This is a genomic window from Desulfogranum marinum (assembly GCF_016918565.1).
In the GTDB taxonomy this organism is placed as follows: domain Bacteria; phylum Desulfobacterota; class Desulfobulbia; order Desulfobulbales; family Desulfobulbaceae; genus Desulfogranum; species Desulfogranum marinum.
In genome coordinates this window covers 1-19,212 of sequence record NZ_JAFFQD010000023.1, presented here as the reverse complement: position 1 = coordinate 19,212, position 19,212 = coordinate 1, and the positions used below count along the sequence as shown (strand labels likewise).

Here is a 19,212-nt window from a genome sequence, read left to right as displayed (position 1 = left end):
CATACTTATCTTGACAAAAAACAGGTTATTACCCTATATCCTAGCTCCTATGCTCATGGAATTTAATTACTGCTTTTAACAGCCATGAATGAAAGGAGAGATTCAAGGTGACAAAAAGATTATCTATTATTATTTCAATTATTTATTTTTCATTTCTTGTGTATCCAGCCGATATTTTTGCTGAATACTTCGTTTTCGAAGACGTTATTTACGCCAAGCATGCTGATGTCCCCGATTCAAATCTTTTCCTTAAAGGAGATATGTATGTTCCTTCAAGCCAGGGGCCACATCCAGCCATCATGTTAATGCACGGGGGATCTTGGCAGCTTGGCGACGAGAACTTTTACGCCGACGACTGGGGGCCATACCTGGCTGAGCGTGGCTATGTTGTGTTTTCCATCCAATACCGCCTTTCTAAACCTGGTGGTACTTATCCTACGTGGCCAGGATGCCTTTTGGACAGCAAAGCGGCGCTCCAATTCCTGCGTGGCAATGCTACAAAATTTAAAGTTGACGCGGACAAAATTGCCGTTGGCGGTGATTCCGCTGGTGGACAACTCGCTGCGCTGCTCGCTCTCACCCAGGACTGGCCTGCCTATACTCAAAAATATGCAAATAATCCATTTGCAAACGTGAGCACCAAAGTCCAAGCCGTAGTGTCTGCTTACGGAGTGTTTAATATGCCCAGCTGGTGGTTGTGGACTAAGAATCCGAAATTTGATTGGGCACCTTATGGAATGACAACATTTGCAGAGGACTTCTTTGGCGGCACTCCTATGGACGCACCTGCGGCGTATTTTGAAGCGTCACCCATAAATTATGTACGGGGCAGCGCTAAATCTTTGGGAAATGTATCGTTGCAAAATGATGGTATAAGGGTTCCGTGGTTTATTACTTGGGGAATGGAAGACCCCGATGTGCCTGCCGAAGGGCAAAGTGTTCCATTTGTAGAAGCGCTCAAAGAAGCTGGAGCCAACGTCACCGCAGTACCAGTCCCTCGTGTTGGCCATTACTGGTTCAACCTAGGCAAAATCACAGGCCAAAGCGACGATCCTTCCGACTGCTATTTTGATTATAAAAAACTGGAACATATTTGTACCGGTGCAACGCCCAACGATTACGTCGCTCCGAAGCTGCTCAAATTTCTCAAAGATAATTTGTAGGAAATCACCAATGACGGCGATGCCGGTTAAGTCAGAATCCAGCCTTTCCCCGGAGTTTTCTTTAAAGGCAAGGCTGGCGGGTTTTGTTTGACATGCAATGGCGAATGCCACGGTGGTTTAATTCCATATGAGTGGTCTATCTATATCAGGAGTTCCGGGGACAGGACATTTAACCTTTGGCCTTTTTTTAGGCCCCGGTTTTTGCGGTCTTAACCTACGGCCGAGTTCAACCTCCAGTTTATCTATAACATCTCCTTTCCCTAAAGGGCGACCGGTTCGTTCATGGAGATGAAGGAGATCAACTTTATCCGGCGGAGTCAATTTTAAAAAACTGCGCCGGTCGGAAATCAGTTCAAGTAAGGGAGCTACCTTTGTCAGCTCGTCATCCTTTCCAACAAGATGCGCATGGACGCTGCTTCAGCAGTAATCTTCTGGTTTTTCCACTAAACCGTGCGGCAACAGTATTCATTTCGATATATCGGGCTGTGGCCGACAGGTGTTGCTCATCCAGGGGAAAAGAGGCAAACTTTTTCTGCTACATAACTCAGCCGGCCCCAAAAAAAAAGAGGTGGGGTTTAATCTCAGGTGGAGGGAACAGCTTTATTATGATAAATGGGCATGGATGAAAAAGGCGATTAGTGAGAGTTCTTCTAAAAAAGAGATGTGCATGAAGGACAGATACTACCTTGACTTATCGTTGAGGGCAAAGTCCTTGGTTGGAATTTTTCTGCTACTCAGCTCTGCTTGCAAAGAGCTTTTCCGGCACTACGTATATAACTGAAATAATATAGACTTCACGTTTACAACAATATGTTTTCCAACGAGAACTATTGAGGGGCTGCTATAAATGAATAAGCTCTCGTTTCTCCTTGTGCTCCTTATGGGGGGACTCAGTTTTATGATGTGGGCTCTTTTTAATCGCCCGGATCAACTGCCGGCCTGGCCAAGGTATATCGACGGATTTTCATTCAACCCAATGCGGGTGCACAACTCTTCCAGTCTTGATAACTATCCGACACTCGAAGAAATAGAGCAGGATCTGGCTCTCCTTGAAGGCAGCGTCTATTCCATACGCACGTACTCCGTCTCAGGGACCCTGGGCGATATTCCAAGGCTCGCAAGTCAGCATAACCTGAATGTGGCCGTCGGTGCATGGATCGGGACCGATAAAAAACGCAACAAAGAGGAGTTGCATAAGCTTACCGGCGTTTACGGCAATTCAATCCGCAACATCGTGCGCGTTATTATTGGTAACGAGTCGCTATTACGTGGTGATGTTCGACTGGACACTCTCATTGGCTATCTTGACCAGATGCAAAAGGTCATAACGGCACCTATCAGCACTGCCGAGCCCTGGCATGTATGGCTCGATAATCCTGAACTGGCAGAACATGTCGATTATCTGGCAGTACATATCCTGCCTTACTGGGAAGGTATCAATGTTCAGAAAGCAATCGATTTTACCCAGGAAAGGATGAAAAAACTGAAGGAAGCTTTTCCTGATAAACCCATAGTTATCTCAGAGATAGGCTGGCCCAGCAATGGCCGGACCAGGGGGAAAGCGAAAGCATCCTTAGCCAACCAGGCCAGGTTTCTCCGACAATTCATCGCTGTGGCCCAGAAGGAGAAATACACCTATTACATCATGGAGGCCTTCGACCAGGTGTGGAAGAGAGAAATAGAAGGCGAAGTCGGTACTGCCTGGGGTGTATATGATGCCGAACGTAAGTCCAAATTTCCACATACGGCTCCGGTTATCCGTATACCTGAATGGCCGACGCTTGCCGGCCTGTGTGCCTCTCTTGCCCTGATTGTCACTGCATTCCTGTTTCGCGACTCAAAAGGGCTCAATTACAAAGGTCGTGGATTTCTTACTATCCTGACCTACGTAGTGGTCACTGCTACAGTGTGGATCGTATACGATTACACACAAAGATATCTCACCACCGGAACGTTATTGGTAGGTATCCTAATGATCCTTTCTGCTCTGGGGATAGGGGTTGTGCTGCTGGCCGAAGCTCACGAATGGGCAGAGGCCTTATGGCTTGGATCTTCGCGTAGATCACCGTTACACTCTCCCGCCCCTGACTACCACCCCATGGTTTCGATTCATATACCTGCGTATAATGAACCACCGGAAATGCTCAAGCAGACTCTGGATGCAATCGCTGCCCTGGACTACCCCAATTATGAAGTACTGGTTATTGACAATAACACCCAGGAACCTGAAACTTGGCAGCCAGTTGAGAAGCACTGCAAAATGTTAGGGAAACGGTTCAAGTTTTTCCATGTTTCTCCACTTGCAGGGTTCAAGGCAGGAGCACTTAATTACGCCTTGCAACACACCTCCACCGATGCCGAAATAAATGCAGTTATTGATAGCGATTATCTGGTCAGTCCTAATTGGCTTAAGGACCTCGTACCACTGTTTCAAAACCCGAAGGTGGCTATTGTGCAGGCCCCACAGGACTACCACGACTGTAAAGAGTCTGCCTTTAAAGCAATGATCCATGCAGAATATAATGGCTTCTTTCATATCGGGATGGTTACACGTAACGAACGAAACGCAATTATCCAGCATGGAACAATGACCATGGTGCGCTGCAGTGTCATGAAGGAAATCAATGGCTGGTCGGAATGGTGTATCACAGAAGACGCTGAACTTGGCTTACGAATCTTCGAACGCGGCTATGAAGCCATCTATGTTGCGAAAAGTTATGGCCAGGGATTGATGCCGGATACCTTTCTCGATTTTAAGAAGCAGCGTTTTCGCTGGGCCTATGGCGCTATGCTCATCATGCGCCATCATCTTGCCGGTTTACTTGGTTTGAAAAATGGCAGTCTTACCAGGGGACAGAGATATCATTTCCTGGCGGGATGGCTACCTTGGATGGCTGACGGAATTAATTTACTTTTTAACCTGGGAGCCCTCGTATGGACCACCATGATGGTACTCAAACCAGGATTTTTCAGCCCGCCTGAAGCACTGTTCTCTCTCATGCCGCTTACTTTCTTCGGCTTTAAATTGCTTAAAATGTTCGTCCTTTATCGCTGGCAAATCAAGGCCGGGTATCGCCAATGTCTCGCCGCAGGTCTTGCCGGTCTTGCCCTGTCACATACCATCGCTCGAGCCATGCTGGCTGGCTTTCTTACTAAAGGGGTCGGCTTTTTCAGAACTCCGAAAAGGACAACCAAAAACCGCTTGCTGCAGGCCCTGGCTGCCTGCCGGGAAGAACTGCTGTTTGCCATTGCCTTCCTTTTGGGGAGTTACAGCCTGGGGATAACACAGGACCTGTCACTTTTTGACCTGTTTCTGTGGCGTTTGGTGCTTGTTATTCAGGCAATTCCCTTCCTGGCTGCGGTCATAGTGTCAATGATCAGTGCCATGCCATGGATTCCAGCCGGTTTGATCGGGTATATGAGCCCGATCGATCAGTGCTCGGCAAGAGAAAGTACGCAGAAAAAGGCAGAGCTGGAATAGGTATAGCCCCACAATAAGAAATATCGGTTATTTGTTTACCTGTAAAAGGCTATATTGCTTGGCAGTAAACAAGTCATCCCGCAACATAGTCATCTCGTCGACGGCTTTTAATATTTCAGTGCAACGTGCATCTGGATTTTCTGTGTGCTGTTTACATAAAACCGGCTGTTCATTTTGAGGCGTATACAAACTCAATCCGGCCAACGGCCTGATATGTTGTAGCTTTTCGCTTTGGGCCACCTGAAGAAAGCCATGGTGCGTGTCCCCTAACAGGCTAAGAAGCCTGGCCGGTAGTTGATACATGGGCAACGAACCAGTATCAACCGGCCCATGCCGTCCATCTATTATGACGAGCGGCGTCGTTACATACGACTGAAACATATTTGCATCAAATTCAGCCTTATTCCGGGTAAACAGATTCTCCTGGACAAAACCTTCATGATTGCTGCCGAGAAACGGAAGATGATCGCCGAAAAAGACGATGATTCCGTCCGGATCTTCAGCCTGTATCGTTTCCACAAAATCCATCAATTCCCTACTTTTGTAATAAACAGTGTTCACATACCCCCGCAGCATCCGGTTATCCGAACTAACATCTATTACTTCAGGTCTTGATTCCGAAAGCGGGTAATCCAGATGACCAAAAAAAGTTACAATATAGACGATTTTGGGAGAGTTTCCTGGTTGATCCTCGAGTTTTTCCCAAACCTGACGATAAAGTGAAGCATCACCGAGAAAATTTCGATTCATATCATCGAGAACAAAGTCGTTTTTTGCCCAATACTGATCAAACCCGATCCGTTTGTAGGAGTTGACCCTGTTCCAGAATGCAGCGTAATTAGGATGGGCGGCAATGCTTTCATACCCGGCACCGCTGAGATAACGCGGTAGGCACGGAGCATCGTTTCGTAACCATCCCTCGAAAAATACGGCATTATTTGTCACCGGGAAACCGCAAAGTGCCTCAAACTCGGTGTTAGCCGTGTATCCACCGAATACAGGAGCCATTATTGTGCTATGTCCTGCATCTTTCCATATTTTTCTGAAACGTGGATCAACAGGATCAGGATGTATGCCAGTCTGTTTAAGCAGCATGGGATCCCAGAAAGACTCAAGTAGAATCATATATATGTTCGGTTTTCGGCTAGGATCAGCTGTGGGGTTCAATTTCTCAGTTTCCGGATTCAAGGCCAGCAGGGCACCGTGGACATCGTCGGCTGTCACATTAACCTTGCCTCGCGCTATATTACGTACTCCTTCATGCATAAGGTGCCTGACAAGACCGCGATCCTTGTAATTCCCAGGCTGGTTCCATATCCAATCGCCGTAGTGTTTATCCATAAAAGCGATAACATTCGGCGCATTGGCAAAGACAACTGTCAAAAACAGCGACATGCTACCGAGGACTAGCCAGGTACTTTTTTGTTTCCAGGCAATGGATACAGCCAGCATAATGACAGGGAGCGTGATTGCAGCAATTATCACCGGTAAACGCCAGTCGGAGAATAGGTGCAGCATATTGGTAAAACCAAGGAAATCATCAGGCATGACAGGGCTTCCAAGCACAGTCAGTTTTAAGGCATTACTTATCTGCAACACTGCGGTAAGCAGCGTAAATGAAACAGCCCACATTTTCCAACTGCGGGCGATAGAGTAAAGTAACAACCCGAAAATGATGTGCGCCGTTACGTCTTTGGCCCAGGTACTCGGCCACACCTGTATGGAAAAGAAGATAAAGATAAAGCTCTGCAGCACAGCATATACAGTTCCTGCATAGACTACCATTGCAACTAACCCGAGCAGGGTCCGATGCCGGCAAATGGGATAAGGCGCCTGCGTATTGAAATTACGATAATAGATAAATACTTTTTTTATATTCATAAGCTACTGATACAATATTGGTATCCTAACACTCTTTGTCTTTTGCTTCCTTCCATGGTCTATCTTTTTACTGCCCTACTTGCTTCTGATTAAACCTCGGGCTTTGCCCAAGCGACTTCATAAGGTTTACCCGTTGTTGGGAGAAGAGATTCTTCCGATTGGAAAGTCCCAAAGGGGTATGAGGACGAATTTATGCAAAACTGGAAATCATTAGCATACTTAAGGTGGGGCTGAAAGTATGAGTTGATTTTCATTTCCAGGTATCATCAGTGAAAAAAGTGAGGTGAAGTGAGGGGATTGAGAGGTGGCATACTAAGCGTTTTGTGTCGATAAAAGGGGATTGAGTTGCTTGAAGGCTACGCCTGAATATATACATCTTTTTTACAGCAGACCACCAAAATTCAATGTATCTAATACAATTCTGATTATCCATGAAACTCAGCCATTTTTTTTGGGACTCCGATCTGTCTCCCGGGTTAAAAGGGGAAATAAAATCAGTCCCCTGTCTGTTTCGATAGATAATTGACTGAGTTTTGTACGTAATCAAAAATACAATTGTACATATAATGGGTAACAAAAGTGCTATCCGAATCCATAAACATAGAGGTTCAGGAAACCGAGATATTGAAAATAATAATGTGTTCAATACAATGATATTATCATTTATTGATTCGCTATTTATTATGTAATAACAAGTGATTGTTGCCCATTAAAGGTGCATGATGTTGGGCTAGGGGAAGTAGGACAAGCAAAGTGGTACCAAGTAAACGGGCTTCGTAAGGTGAGGTAATATCTTGCGGGAAAAAGAAGCGGCTTGAGATTGAAGATTTACGGCCGAAATTTTTAGCTTTTGAAATAAAGCTTCTTGGTGAGCAGGCTTGTACGAGAACTGAAAAAGTTTTTAAAAAACTAGCCACTAAAAATTGGAGTTAAAGAAATCAGTCTGATAACTAACAAGAGTTAAGCACAGATCTGACCCTTATTTTGTGCTAAACGTTAGAATTGATATGTTATCCCAAGACGTAATGCAACGTTATCCATCGGGTAATGGCCAGTCTGGGTAGTATATTTTTCATCGTTTAAATAACCTGTGTATGTCGCGTCGGCATCTGCCTGTACATATTGTACAGAAAGATCAAGGGCCCAGTTTTTTGAAAAGAGCCATTTTGTTCCTACGGTCAAATGCCAGCCTGTAACACTGTTTATATCCATGTGATTGTATGCTGCTCCATTGTATTCCGATGAGTATGTCCATTCGGGGTCAGCATCAAACGTACTCGAATAATAGCCGATGCCGACACCAGCATAGGGAGTGAAACTCGTTGAATTGCCGTATTGGGCAAGCAGGGTGAGAGTCGGCCCAGAAATGATAATGTCGCCATCGGTTTTGTCTTGTTGAGTCGAAGTGTTGAAGGCGACGGTTTCTGCTTCTATTCGATCATAAGCGAGTTCAAAGCCAATGTACTCATTGAAGTAGTAGCTGATATTGAATAATAATGGCGTAATATTCTGTTTTTCATCCAAGGCATAAATAGTCCCTAGATATGTACCTGAGCCATACACTCCTCCCCGATATCCGGAATCATCATCAGTGAGCCGCCTTAACGCCGAACGGACCCCCACCTGCAAATGATCTTTGATGTATTTATCGTAAAAAGTGATGGTGGTATTTCCCGTCACCTCTGTTTTTTCGTCAATGGCAATCTCTGTGGTTCTTTTTTTGATGGCCCCACTGCAGGCGGATTGTTTTGGCTGATCAGCAGCGTATGTGGCAACGGTGAAAAGTAGTGTGGTGGCTAGCGCCAATAATATTGGAATAGACCCTCTACCCATGATTGATACCTATAACTCCTTTGCAAAATAATTTTTCTAAACCAAAAATGTCTTCCCTTGGGTAGACCATCTGCCTGCCACATAGCAGAATGACTGGGAGGTGGCAGGAAAGTCCCGGGATACAATCTGATCTTTTCACCCGTGGTGTTAATCACATGAAACAGAATAAATGATGAATGTGGCAGAAATATGAAGGAAATATTGATACAAGGGGAAGATGCTTAACTTGCCTTAGTAGCATTTATGGTCGTTCTTTACGGCTCCCTTTTACATATTTTTTGCTATGGCAATGAGAGGATCGTCAATAATAGGGAGATAATATGTGGTAAGAGGATGGTCCTAATGGAAAGTCCTCCAAAGGGGATGAGGAGGAATCTATGAATGACTGGAAATCATTATCACATGTGAAGTGGGACTGTAAATATCACTTGGTCTTTATCTCGAGATATCGCCAGAGAAAAATTTATGGCGAAGTGAGGGGGGGAATAGGTGGCCATAATAAGAGATTTGTGTCGACAAAAGGGGATTGAGTTGCTTGAAGGCCATGCATTGCCCGATCATATCCATCTGTTCTTAAGCATACCACCGGAATTTTGTGTATCTAATACCATTGGATTTATAAAGGGTAAAAGTGCTATCTGTGAAACTATCGAGAGATCCTTGGAACCAAAAGAATGACAGGACTATGCTTTTGGGCGACTGGTTATTGTGTGAGTACGGTTGGTTTGGATTGAAATGATAAAGAACTATATCAAAGAGCAAGGCAAGTCAGAGAAGCAGTAGTTAAATTGTAAAGATGAACTAAAGAGCTCTTTAGGGGCGTCGCAACTTGGTGAGGGGGAATGAAACGACCTTTTACCAGGCCATGACGCAATAGTTCCGCCAACCACTGGCTGTCACCTATATCAGTCTTTCGTTTCGGGACATTCTTATAATGACGGGCATTCACAAGGACAACTTGCACATACCCTTCAAGAATGTTGTGAACGGAGCGCCAGTAAACACCGGTGCTTTCCATTGCCACAACGGGGCATTCATGCTCAAATAACCAATCACGCAATCGAATAAGATCATTGGTAAAAGCAGTAAATTCCTTGAGTTCAATATCTACCTCATTACCCTTTTCATATATCAGACATGCACAGATCTTGTCTTTGTGAATATCTAAACCACAACAAATCAGATGAATGGCTGAGACAGATTCAATATACTTCTTTCGAGCCATTGTATTCCTCCAAACTTTTATGAGTTCTTGGTCGATCTTCTAAAAAGATGGAGTGTACCATGGCTTTCAATTTTCATCCTTTGTTGTGCGCGCTACGAGCATGATTGTTAATGAAAAATTTGGACTGATAGGGGAAATAGGACAAGCAAAGTGGTACCACGTGAACGAGCCTTGCAGGGTGGATGAATATTTTGCCAGAAAAAGAAGCAGTTTGGGGGTGAAGGATTTTGGCCAGGAATTTCAGCTTTTGAAATAAAGCTTCTTGGGAAGCAGTGAGCAGGCTTGTACGAGAAAAGAAAAAGATTTTGTAAAACAAGCTACTAAAAATTGGAATTAAAGAAATCAATCTGATAATAAACAAGAGTCGAGCAAAGACCTGCCACCTATTTTTGTGTTTTTGCTGAACCTAATTTTTCTTGGCGATATAATACCTTGGTTTTAAGCGAAAAAGGCTCAATCCAAGAGCCTCTTGGGGCAAAAAGCAAATTGGCGAATGACGTAATTTGGATCATCAAAAATTAAAGGAGGAAAAATATGTTTAACTTTCGGAACGTTGGGTTTGTTTCCCTGCTTATGGCTGCATTTTTTGCCATATCAACATCAGGCTATGCTGCCATGAACAATGGCTCGCTTATACAAGTGCCTGGTTCCCCTAGTATTTACTACCTGATTAACGGGTATGCTGCTCACATACCTTCTGTTCGTGTACTTGAATGCCTTAGGCTTAAAGGAAAAAAAATTGAAAATATTAGTAATGACGAATTGAACAAATTACCAAAAACAGCTTTCCTGGTTAAAGGCTCTGGCAATAATATTTATCGAATCGACGGCGAGTCGAAACGGCTTGTCCCCAATATGCAGGTATTTCGTAGGTTGGGGTTCAACAACAATGAGATTATCCACATATCCGATGACATGCTCAACTGCATACCGAAGGGACCGAATCTAAACTGATAATGTGGTCAGTTTTTATGGTGAATCTATCGGGGGCGGACCGCTATAAGCGAGAAGTTTTGGTGGCGGTTTCAATTCCGTTGTATGCAATTTTATAGTAGAGGCTGCACAAAGTAACTCGCAAAACCAGCATTATAGCTAATGTCAGGAAAACAGCGATCCTGCCTTGGGAGCAGGGTGCCGAACTTATTTTAACCTTTTCCGGCTGATGCAGTACCAGAATTTTCGATTTTTTCATTATTGTCAATCCGGTGTCCTTACTAATAGGCCATATATGTTTTGAAAGTCTATTGAGATAGGATGGACAATCTTAAGGGATCTCTCAAACTGGAAATACTCCATGATGGACTCGTAAAAAGTTAAAAGACAAAATCCGGCTGTTTAAAAATTTGAGCCGGTACTTTTAAGCATTTGCGATGAACAAATTCCAAATGTCGCCTTGTTTGCTCTTTGACATTCGTCAATGGCAAACTCGGCGAGGTGTATTTTCCTCTAGCTGCCTGGCATTACCGGTGCGATAACTTCCGTACCATACTCATCTCGAGCTTGCTCACAGTTGCTGTCACTGCCATACAAGGAATCAGCCAGCATCTCATCAGGAACCATATCCCTCCGCCGCAAGGCATCCAGGGCGGGGAGAAGGCTGTTGGCATTGTGTTTATCAGCAGATTTCACTTCGATATGGGTAATCAGAGAAAGTTGTCCGCTTTCTTCAGAGTAATTCTCCACAACCTGCGCCTGATATCCCTGACCTTTGTGGCTGGAGTAACTTGCATCAGGATCTGAAGAGTTCTGCAGGGAATCCGCTGTTTCTTCAGATCTGCAGGAAAAATCTTTTGTTAAGTGCAAGTGTCTTATCGAAAATTTCATCATATATCCCGTCTGTGGACGGCATGTCACGCATAGTCCAGGGTGTTTTTAAGCTGACATAGTATGCAGTATCCTCGGGATTGGTGATGTTCAGGGTATAATGCCACTTTATGTTGAAACAGAATTGCTCAACTGCTTGCTCGTCGGTCAAGTCGTGCATTTATCTTTAAGGGACAGACTAGCAAAAAACCTCACTCGATTGTGAATTTGGCAATCAACCCTTTCAGGGATTGTGAATATTGACGGAGCTCTTCTGCATTGCTTCTCACCTTTTCAGTATCATGAGAAATTTCAGCGACCGCTCTATTAATCTCCCCTATGTCGGCTGAAACCTGTTGGGATACGATCGAGCTCTGGGCAACATTTTCAGAAACCTCTCCAATTCCATCACCAGCCTGGGTAATATTGGCGCTCAGCTCGGTCATGACGGCAGTCTGCTCGTCCAAGGCGGTGGTTATATTGGATACGATCTCATCGATGCTGGTGATGATATCGGATATGGCCCGTATACCTTGTATGGTACTGTCTGTAGAAGATTGAATGCCGTCAATGCGTTGTTGAATTTCACCGGTGGCCTCGGCTGTTTGCTTTGCCAGCTCTTTGATTTCATTGGCAACCACCGCAAACCCCTTGCCGGCTTCACCAGCCCTGGCTGCCTCAATTGTTGCGTTAAGTGCAAGCAAATTGGTCTGGTCGGATATTTCGGCAATAGTATCGGTTACCTTGCCGATATCATTTGCTGCCGCACCAAGCTCATCCACCTTCTCTCCAATATCGGCTGCCTGGGCTACGGCCTCGCCGGTAATATTCTTGGCCTTTCTGGTGGATTGCTGAATTTCGCCGATGGTGGCCCCGATCTCCTCTGTGGCCGTACTCATAATGCCGACATTAGCAGCTGCCTCTTCCGTCGCCGCTGCCACCGAAGACATATTGGTGCTCATCTCTTCGGCAGCAGCTGCTACTCCATTTGAAAGGGATGCCGAATCGGTTGAACCGCTGTCAATCTTTTCAGAAAGTATCGTCAACCCATGGGATGACCGATCAAGACCGTCACTGTTAAAACTGATATCCCGGACCATTGCCCGCACATTGGCAATAAATGAGTGCAGGTACGCACTCAATTCAGAAAACTCGTCTTTCACACTTGACCTGAATACTCCCTTGCAATCACTGCAAGAAGCGTACTCACCGCTGAGAATCTTCGGGCACTGTATATTGCTTGCTGCAGAACCAGCTTCCTCCCAACACCAACCTTCTTTCCCATACATTGAGCAATCAGGATTGTTACACTCCATCTTCTCCGAACAGTTAACAGGGGCGATGGAGCTCATATCTACTTCCCTTGACAAATCACCCCGGCTCGCCGACTCCAAAAGAGAGGTAAACTGTTTCACGGGCCTGTCTATCATTTTGACGAACAGAAAATAGACCAACACCTGGATAACCAGAAGAACACCAATACCCACGGCAACAGAAATCAATGCCTTTCGCTTCGCAGCAGCCAGAGTGTCGCCAATATCTTTTGGAATGGCGAGGACCCCGACACTATTGCCCGAATAATCAAGAATGGGCATATAAGCAGTCAGCAATTCTTTATTGTTTTTAGTAACCCGTTTGACGATTATGTCTTTAGAGGCCATCACTTTCCTAAGGAAAGAGAATTTTTTTTCAGGAATGGTAAGAGAATGGGTTTTCGCCTGATATTTAAAACCGTTACCATCGGGTACGATGAGTGATATGTTACTGCCGATTTGCTCTTTAACACCGAGCAGCAACTTGTCATTCAGCGGTGCGCCGAATTCCAACGAACCGCAATGTTTCTTATTGAGGTAGTTGATCGGGACCACCGCCCGCACCGAAATACCGGCAACACCTGCCTCTATTCCAACGGCATCCTTTTTGTTTTGATTGACTTGAACTACCGTTTTTCTGAAACCAGAAAGATCGTCCCCAAATTTTTCCGGCTTTTGCAGTCTTAGGAAAGAGGTGGCCGGCGGAAGATGAAAATGGAAGACATTTAGATCTTCGATCTTTTTGAGTTGATCAAATAACGGGCCGGCAATGTTCTGGAGAGACTCCCTATCCTGAAATTTGACGCTATCCTGGATGGAGGGCATCCCTGCAACCGCATGGGCAAGCAACCTGAGTTGCCCCGCTTTCTCCAGTACGATCTGATTGTGAACCTGGGCAATGGTCACCTTTTGCTCTTCCGTCAGCCGGCTCCCCACATTATCAAGGGTAGCTTTATAGGTAAGAAAAGTCGGCACGGCAACCATCAAGGTTAACAGAGAGCCAATCAGGAAAAGAACTTTGGTTTTTATTTTTTTCGGAACGATATTTTTCAAAAAAGACAGCATAAAACAACTCCATAGACAGCCAATAACAAATTAGAGGGCAAGTCTTTGCTTGATTCTTGTTCAGCTTCAGACAGATTTCTTTTATCCGAATTTTCAGTTACTTGTTTTTCAAAAACTTTTTCTGTTGTCATAATCATAAAGGGGTCAGGTTTATATAAATATTTATTATGGTCAGTACCTTTCCTCTATATCTAGACTTATGAATCATAAAAAAGCATAGAACGTGAGCGAATAACACTCTGTGTGTATCTCCCCAGAACTCCGAGACCTTCTCAGTCAAATAGTTAATACCTAAATCCTGCAGATAGTTGAAAAGAAATCATGAAAATAGCAATATCCTTAAAGTGTTAGCGTCGAAATCACCACAACAAGGAGTCACCATTTCCATGAAGGAAAACAGCATAAACGATCTGCCAGAGTATCGCTAAAAAAATGGGTCCTTGTTACAGTTGCAGAAAATATAGAGGTATTTTTATTGGGGGACAAACCCCCCGTTTTTTTTAATCACAAGCATTGGCGGCTTCGAGAAGCGACCATTTTTTTTGTAATTAACTCGTTGTTCGATAGCAGGTAACCCACCATTACTCAACGATTTTTTTATTCTGTATCGTTCAGGTTGTATGTTGGGAAATAAGAATTATGAAAAAGCGGTTTGTGCTCAAGGGGTTCAAGAGCCGAGGGGTTTGATGGGGGAGGGAGATTGCAGCAATAAAAAAAGGAGAAAGTAAGCTGCTTTCTCCTTTTATATTTGGTGACCCAAGGGGACTCGAACGCCTGTTGCCGGCGTGAGAGGCCGCACCGGATACTACCTTTCAGGCAATTACATGCTTTATTAAGCGCTTTTTGGCATTGGAGGAAATTGCAAGCGGCCTGGAGGCATATGTCGGGCCCGTATATTGCCCGTATGCTATATTGGTCATTAGAGAGAATTTTTTTCGTAGTCTATCCTGTACTCTTCATAAATACTAGCCATGAACAGGAGGGTGTTGTAAATTAATAAGATGAGTAAGGCAAAAATCTGACTCCTTTTTTACATATTTCCCCCCCCCATATTTTTCAAATAAACGGCTATGCGTAAATTACGCAGCCTCTTTCGAAATTGCATAAATGAACAAACAACCAGAAGTTCTAAAGATCGTAATATTATACGCCATTTTGGGCTGCATTTGGATTTATCTATCTGACTCGCTGTTGATCTGGATTGTCCGGGACCCGCTGATTATTGGTCAAGTAGCTATGTTCAAGGGCCTTTTCTTTATTATCAGCACTTCCTGTCTTCTCTTTTTTTTGATTTCCCGTTTAAACACCAAACTTAAGCGATCGACAAGTGAACTTCATAAAAGTGAAAGCCATTTGAAAACGTTGATTCAGGCTATTCCTGATCTGGTCTGGCTAAAGAATAAAGATGGTGTGTATTTATCATGCAATTTGGAATTCGAACGTTTTTTTGGTGCAAAACAATCTGAAATCATAGGGAAAACTGATTACGATTTTGTAGGGAAAGATCTTGCTGATTTTTTCAGAGAACATGACTTGAAAGCCGTGAAGGCTGGTAGGCCAACCATAAATGAAGAATGGATCACGTTCTCAGACGATGGCCATCATGCCCTTCTGGAGACCATCAAGACGCCTGTGCGTAATAATAATGGAGAACTGATTGGTATTTTAGGGATAGGCCGGGATATCACCGCGCGCAAGCAGATGGAGGATGAGTTACGAGAAAGTGAAGATAAATTCCGCCTAACATTCAGTTTCAGCCCAGAAGCAATAAATATCAACAGACTAGAAGACGGTCTATATGTAGATGTCAACGATGGATTTTCTCGAATAACAGGATTTACACGGGATGACGTTATTGGAAAAACATCACTGGAACTTAATATTTGGGCTGATGTCAATGATCGTAACGTGCTTGCACAGGAACTTAAGGATAAAGGTTTCTATGAAAATATGGAAACAAAATTTCGAAGAAAAGACGGCAAGCTGATCACAGGACTGATGTCTGCCAAAATTATAACGCTCAAGGGCGTTCCGCATATCATATCTATTTCCCGTGATATTTCTAAACGAAAGCAATATGAACGTGAGCTGTTAAAAATGGAAAAGTTGGAATCCCTAGGAATTCTTGCAGGAGGGATAGCTCATGATTTTAATAATATTTTAACAGGTGTTACAGGTAACATTTCCCTCGCAAACATGCATCTTGATGCCACCCATAAATCTTCGAAACCTCTAGCTGCAGCAGAAAAAGCGGCTTTGCGTGCAGGAGAATTGGCTCAGCAACTTCTGACATTCGCTCGTGGCGGCGAACCAATAAAAAAGATTGTTTCACCTCGCCATATTGTTGAAGAAGCTCTATCTCTTATTTTACATGGGTCCAATGTAAAAGAAATCGTTGATATACCAGATTCGATCCACGCTTTTAAGGCCGACGAAGGTCAGATAAGCCAGGTATTTCATAACATCATCATCAACGCCACACATGCAATGCCTACAGGTGGCACGCTGACTATAATCGGGAGAAACGAAACGCTTAACGACCACAACAAGTTATCGCTTACTCCAGGGGAATATTTACGCTTAATATTTGCAGATCAAGGTTGCGGGATACCAGGTGATGATATCACCAAAATCTTTGACCCTTATTTCACCACCAAGTCCACCGGCAACGGTCTGGGGCTAGCCTCTGCTTACTCTATTATAACCAAGCATGGCGGATGTATTAACGTCAGTTCAGTAGTTGGCGAAGGCACGACTTTTACAATATACTTACCATCACTTGGCGAAACTTACTCATTAGATCAGGTAAATGCTTTGCCACTGGAACACAACACGAAAATTGGCAACTCGGTTCTAGTCATGGATGATGATGCAATAGTCAGGGAAATTGCCGAATCGATGCTTAAACACCTTGGCTACGAGGTTACAACTTGTGTGGATGGAGATGAGGCCGTCGAACTCTACAAGCAGGCCTCTAAATCAGATACGCCATATTATGCTGTGATCATGGATCTTACAATTCCTGGCGGACTTGGCGGAAAGCAAGCTGCTAAAAAGATTCTTGAAGAATTTCCAAAAGCCTTTTTGATTGTATCAAGCGGCTACTCAAACGATTCGGTCATGTCTCATTACAAGGATTATGGCTTCATCGGAGCAATTAATAAACCTTATAGTATAAATGATTTTAAGACAGTCCTGAATTCGTTACCTAGGTAGTGAAAAAAATGGTATGCCTGCTCTCAAGGCAGGATCGCTGAGTTTTTAGCCCGCTATAGCGTAGGTTTTGCGAGACGCCCTTTGCAGGATTTACGTTAAAAGCACATGGGACTGAGTTAAAACCGCCACCACGCTTGCCACCAAACCTTCATCGCTTATCGTGGTCTGTCCCCAAAATATGTCCCCAAAATATTCCAAACATAGATAAAATCGTGGATCGCTGCACGAACACCATCTATCCTTTTTCGTAATGTATTTTTCCTTAGAAACTCGCTGAAACAGTTTCTCTTACTTCACTAAGCCAGTTTTCTCTTTGTTCTTTAGAACTGGTTACAATGATATTAAACATCTTTCGATGAAAATCCTGTATTCCGCATAGATCAAAAATGCAGTTTTTCCAGATAGTTTCCAGGGGATCAAGAAATGTTGTTTTTTCACGTACTGTTTCAGTGTTTGATGTGTTGAATACTATAGCTTTGTGAGCTTTCAATAACCCGATAGGAACACCCTCACCGCTGTCGGTTTCTAAAAATTCATAGGCAAGACCTGGTCGCATAATTCTGTCTACCCACCCAGTAAGGATAGCGGGTGGCATTCCCCACCAATTCGGATGGATTATAACAAAACCGTCAGCCTCTGCCGTTTCATTGCAATGTCTCTCAATTTCAGTTGGAAGTGGTACATCTTTTGGTATTTCTCCAGCTGGCAAAAGTGGATCAAAATTTTCTTGATACAGATCGTGGTAAAAAACCTCATGGCCTTTTTTTCGTAAAGCTTCAACTGTTGTATTGGCAATTGCATGATTGAAACTAGAAGTATCTGGATGGGCAAGTATTACGGATATTTTCATTTACTAAATCGTCCTTAAATTGTTTTGGCACATAACGCAGAATTCACCTGCGCGACGATAGGAGCGTCAGGTGCAATGACTGGTGTACGCCCGGCATGGGCGTGATCTAATGGGGTGCAAGTCCCCTGTATGTAAACCCTGTTACTGTCGTGATGACAGGAACATAAATACTAGCCGAAAGCAAGGGCGATCCCGTGAGGGTTCGTCTGGAGGAAGCTGGAGCGCAAAATTATGAGCCGACGAACAGAAACGGCATACAAGGCCGAGTCTCCAGGTAAGTCAGCACAACATGACAAAGCCTCGGGTTTAGGAGGTACGGTAAATGCCGCGGTTGCATAAGGAAAGATCACGTCCTTATCCGGGGAGGCCTGTCCGGTATGCAGTCCAACTTCCGTTGGAAAGCGCCATGCATGGCAACATGTCTGGTCCCCGGGCAGGAGTCAGCAGAGGTCATAGTAGTTCGTCGCCAGCGGACGAAGGACCGAACCCAGAGAAGGAAAAAGGCCCGTCATGCTCGACCAGTGTGATGAACCCGACCGGGGGAACAATTGGTCGGCGCGTTGACGGTAAACCCAATCCCGATGAATACCTGTTGGAGCGGATTCTTTCCCGGGCCAACCTGAGTGAAGCCTGGAAACGGGTTAAGGCCAACCGCGGAGCGCCGGGCGTGGATAACATGCCCTTAGACGACTTCATGGCCTATGCTTGGGAGCACTGGCCGGAGATCCGTTCGTCCATCTTTGCAGACAGTTATGAACCTTTACCGGTCAAACGAGTAGAGATCCCGAAGGCAACAGGGAGTACTCGTCCCCTGGGGATACCTGCTGTCCTTGACCGCTTGATTCAACAGGCCATTGCTCAGGTTCTAGTGCCGATATTCGATCCTGGTTTTTCGGAGGCGAGCTTTGGCTTCCGTAAGGGGTTGTCGCCTCATGATGCCGTGTACCAGGTCCGTCACTACATCCGCGAGGGATACCGCGTGGCTGTCGATGCGGACTTGGCCAAGTTTTTCGACACGGTGGAGCACGATGTGCTCATGGCCAGGGTCAGCAGAAAGGTGCGCGACAAGCGTGTCCTGAAGCTGATTGGCACATACCTGCGAGCAGGAGTGGTGATAGGTGGTCGCCATCAGGAGACCCGCAAGGGTGTTCCCCAAGGAGGTCCGCTTTCGCCACTGCTCAGTAACATCCTCTTGGATGAACTGGACAAGGAGCTGGAGGGGCGAAGCCACCGCTTCGCCCGCTATGCCGATGATTGTGTGCCACGAAGGCACGCACGGGTGTTCAACACCCAGTGCAGCTATGCTGCATAAAAGATGAGGGAAGGCCCCTCGAAGTCGCCATACAGGTGGAGGCTTCAAACCACCGTAAGCTGCGTCGGTA

The 19,212-nt window shown here is 44.8% G+C and carries 10 protein-coding genes and 2 pseudogenes; 6 read left to right on the top strand and 6 right to left on the bottom strand.

Features of this window, described 5'->3' with window-relative positions; translation table 11 throughout:
- Positions 1 to 107: 107 nt before the first annotated feature.
- A complete protein-coding gene (locus JWH17_RS13310) occupies positions 108 to 1,163 on the top strand; it encodes an alpha/beta hydrolase fold domain-containing protein (RefSeq protein ID WP_205223118.1) in 1,056 nt (351 codons plus the stop codon).
- 847 nt (positions 1,164 to 2,010) lie between these two features.
- Complete coding sequence (locus JWH17_RS13305; RefSeq protein ID WP_205223117.1) at positions 2,011 to 4,644, top strand: glycosyltransferase; 2,634 nt, start codon at positions 2,011 to 2,013, stop codon at positions 4,642 to 4,644.
- 27 nt (positions 4,645 to 4,671) lie between these two features.
- On the opposite strand, the gene JWH17_RS13300 is transcribed toward JWH17_RS13305, so the two are convergent.
- Both JWH17_RS13300 and JWH17_RS13295 read right to left on the bottom strand, forming a co-directional pair.
- Entirely contained in the window at positions 4,672 to 6,525 is a 1,854-nt protein-coding gene (locus JWH17_RS13300; protein ID WP_205223116.1) for an LTA synthase family protein, read from the bottom strand.
- 996 nt (positions 6,526 to 7,521) lie between these two features.
- The gene (locus JWH17_RS13295; RefSeq protein WP_205223115.1) at positions 7,522 to 8,358 is read right to left on the bottom strand and encodes an OmpW family outer membrane protein; all 837 of its coding nucleotides are present in this window, start codon (positions 8,356 to 8,358) and stop codon (positions 7,522 to 7,524) included.
- Positions 8,359 to 8,735: 377 nt separating this feature from the next.
- Here JWH17_RS13295 and tnpA point away from each other — a divergent pair.
- Positions 8,736 to 9,141, top strand: a pseudogene (gene tnpA, locus JWH17_RS24875) (IS200/IS605 family transposase).
- Here tnpA and JWH17_RS13285 read toward each other — a convergent pair.
- On the bottom strand, positions 9,110 to 9,583 hold the full coding sequence (locus JWH17_RS13285; protein ID WP_205223114.1) for an IS110 family transposase: 474 nt from the start codon (positions 9,581 to 9,583) through the stop codon (positions 9,110 to 9,112). The pseudogene tnpA and the gene JWH17_RS13285 sit on opposite strands and share 32 nt — an antisense overlap.
- A gap of 534 nt (positions 9,584 to 10,117) precedes the next feature.
- On the opposite strand from JWH17_RS13285, the gene JWH17_RS13280 reads away from it, so the two are divergent.
- A complete protein-coding gene (locus tag JWH17_RS13280; RefSeq protein ID WP_205223113.1) occupies positions 10,118 to 10,537 on the top strand; it encodes a leucine-rich repeat domain-containing protein in 420 nt (139 codons plus the stop codon).
- 492 nt (positions 10,538 to 11,029) lie between these two features.
- Here JWH17_RS13280 and JWH17_RS13275 read toward each other — a convergent pair whose 3' ends face one another.
- The gene (locus tag JWH17_RS13275; RefSeq protein ID WP_205223112.1) at positions 11,030 to 11,386 is read right to left on the bottom strand and encodes a hypothetical protein; all 357 of its coding nucleotides are present in this window, start codon (positions 11,384 to 11,386) and stop codon (positions 11,030 to 11,032) included.
- A 212-nt stretch (positions 11,387 to 11,598) separates the two neighbouring features.
- Positions 11,599 to 13,764, bottom strand: coding sequence for a methyl-accepting chemotaxis protein (locus tag JWH17_RS13270; RefSeq protein ID WP_205223111.1), 2,166 nt, complete (start codon positions 13,762 to 13,764; stop codon positions 11,599 to 11,601).
- Positions 13,765 to 14,871: 1,107 nt separating this feature from the next.
- On the opposite strand from JWH17_RS13270, the gene JWH17_RS13265 reads away from it, so the two are divergent.
- The gene (locus JWH17_RS13265) at positions 14,872 to 16,980 is read left to right on the top strand and encodes a PAS domain-containing hybrid sensor histidine kinase/response regulator (RefSeq protein WP_205223110.1); all 2,109 of its coding nucleotides are present in this window, start codon (positions 14,872 to 14,874) and stop codon (positions 16,978 to 16,980) included.
- A gap of 262 nt (positions 16,981 to 17,242) precedes the next feature.
- On the opposite strand, the gene JWH17_RS13260 is transcribed toward JWH17_RS13265, so the two are convergent.
- A complete protein-coding gene (locus JWH17_RS13260; RefSeq protein WP_205223109.1) occupies positions 17,243 to 17,830 on the bottom strand; it encodes an NAD(P)H-dependent oxidoreductase in 588 nt (195 codons plus the stop codon).
- A gap of 526 nt (positions 17,831 to 18,356) precedes the next feature.
- On the opposite strand from JWH17_RS13260, the pseudogene JWH17_RS23825 reads away from it, so the two are divergent.
- A pseudogene (locus tag JWH17_RS23825) lies at positions 18,357 to 19,091 on the top strand (reverse transcriptase domain-containing protein); the annotation flags it as partial.
- Positions 19,092 to 19,212: the final 121 nt, after the last annotated feature.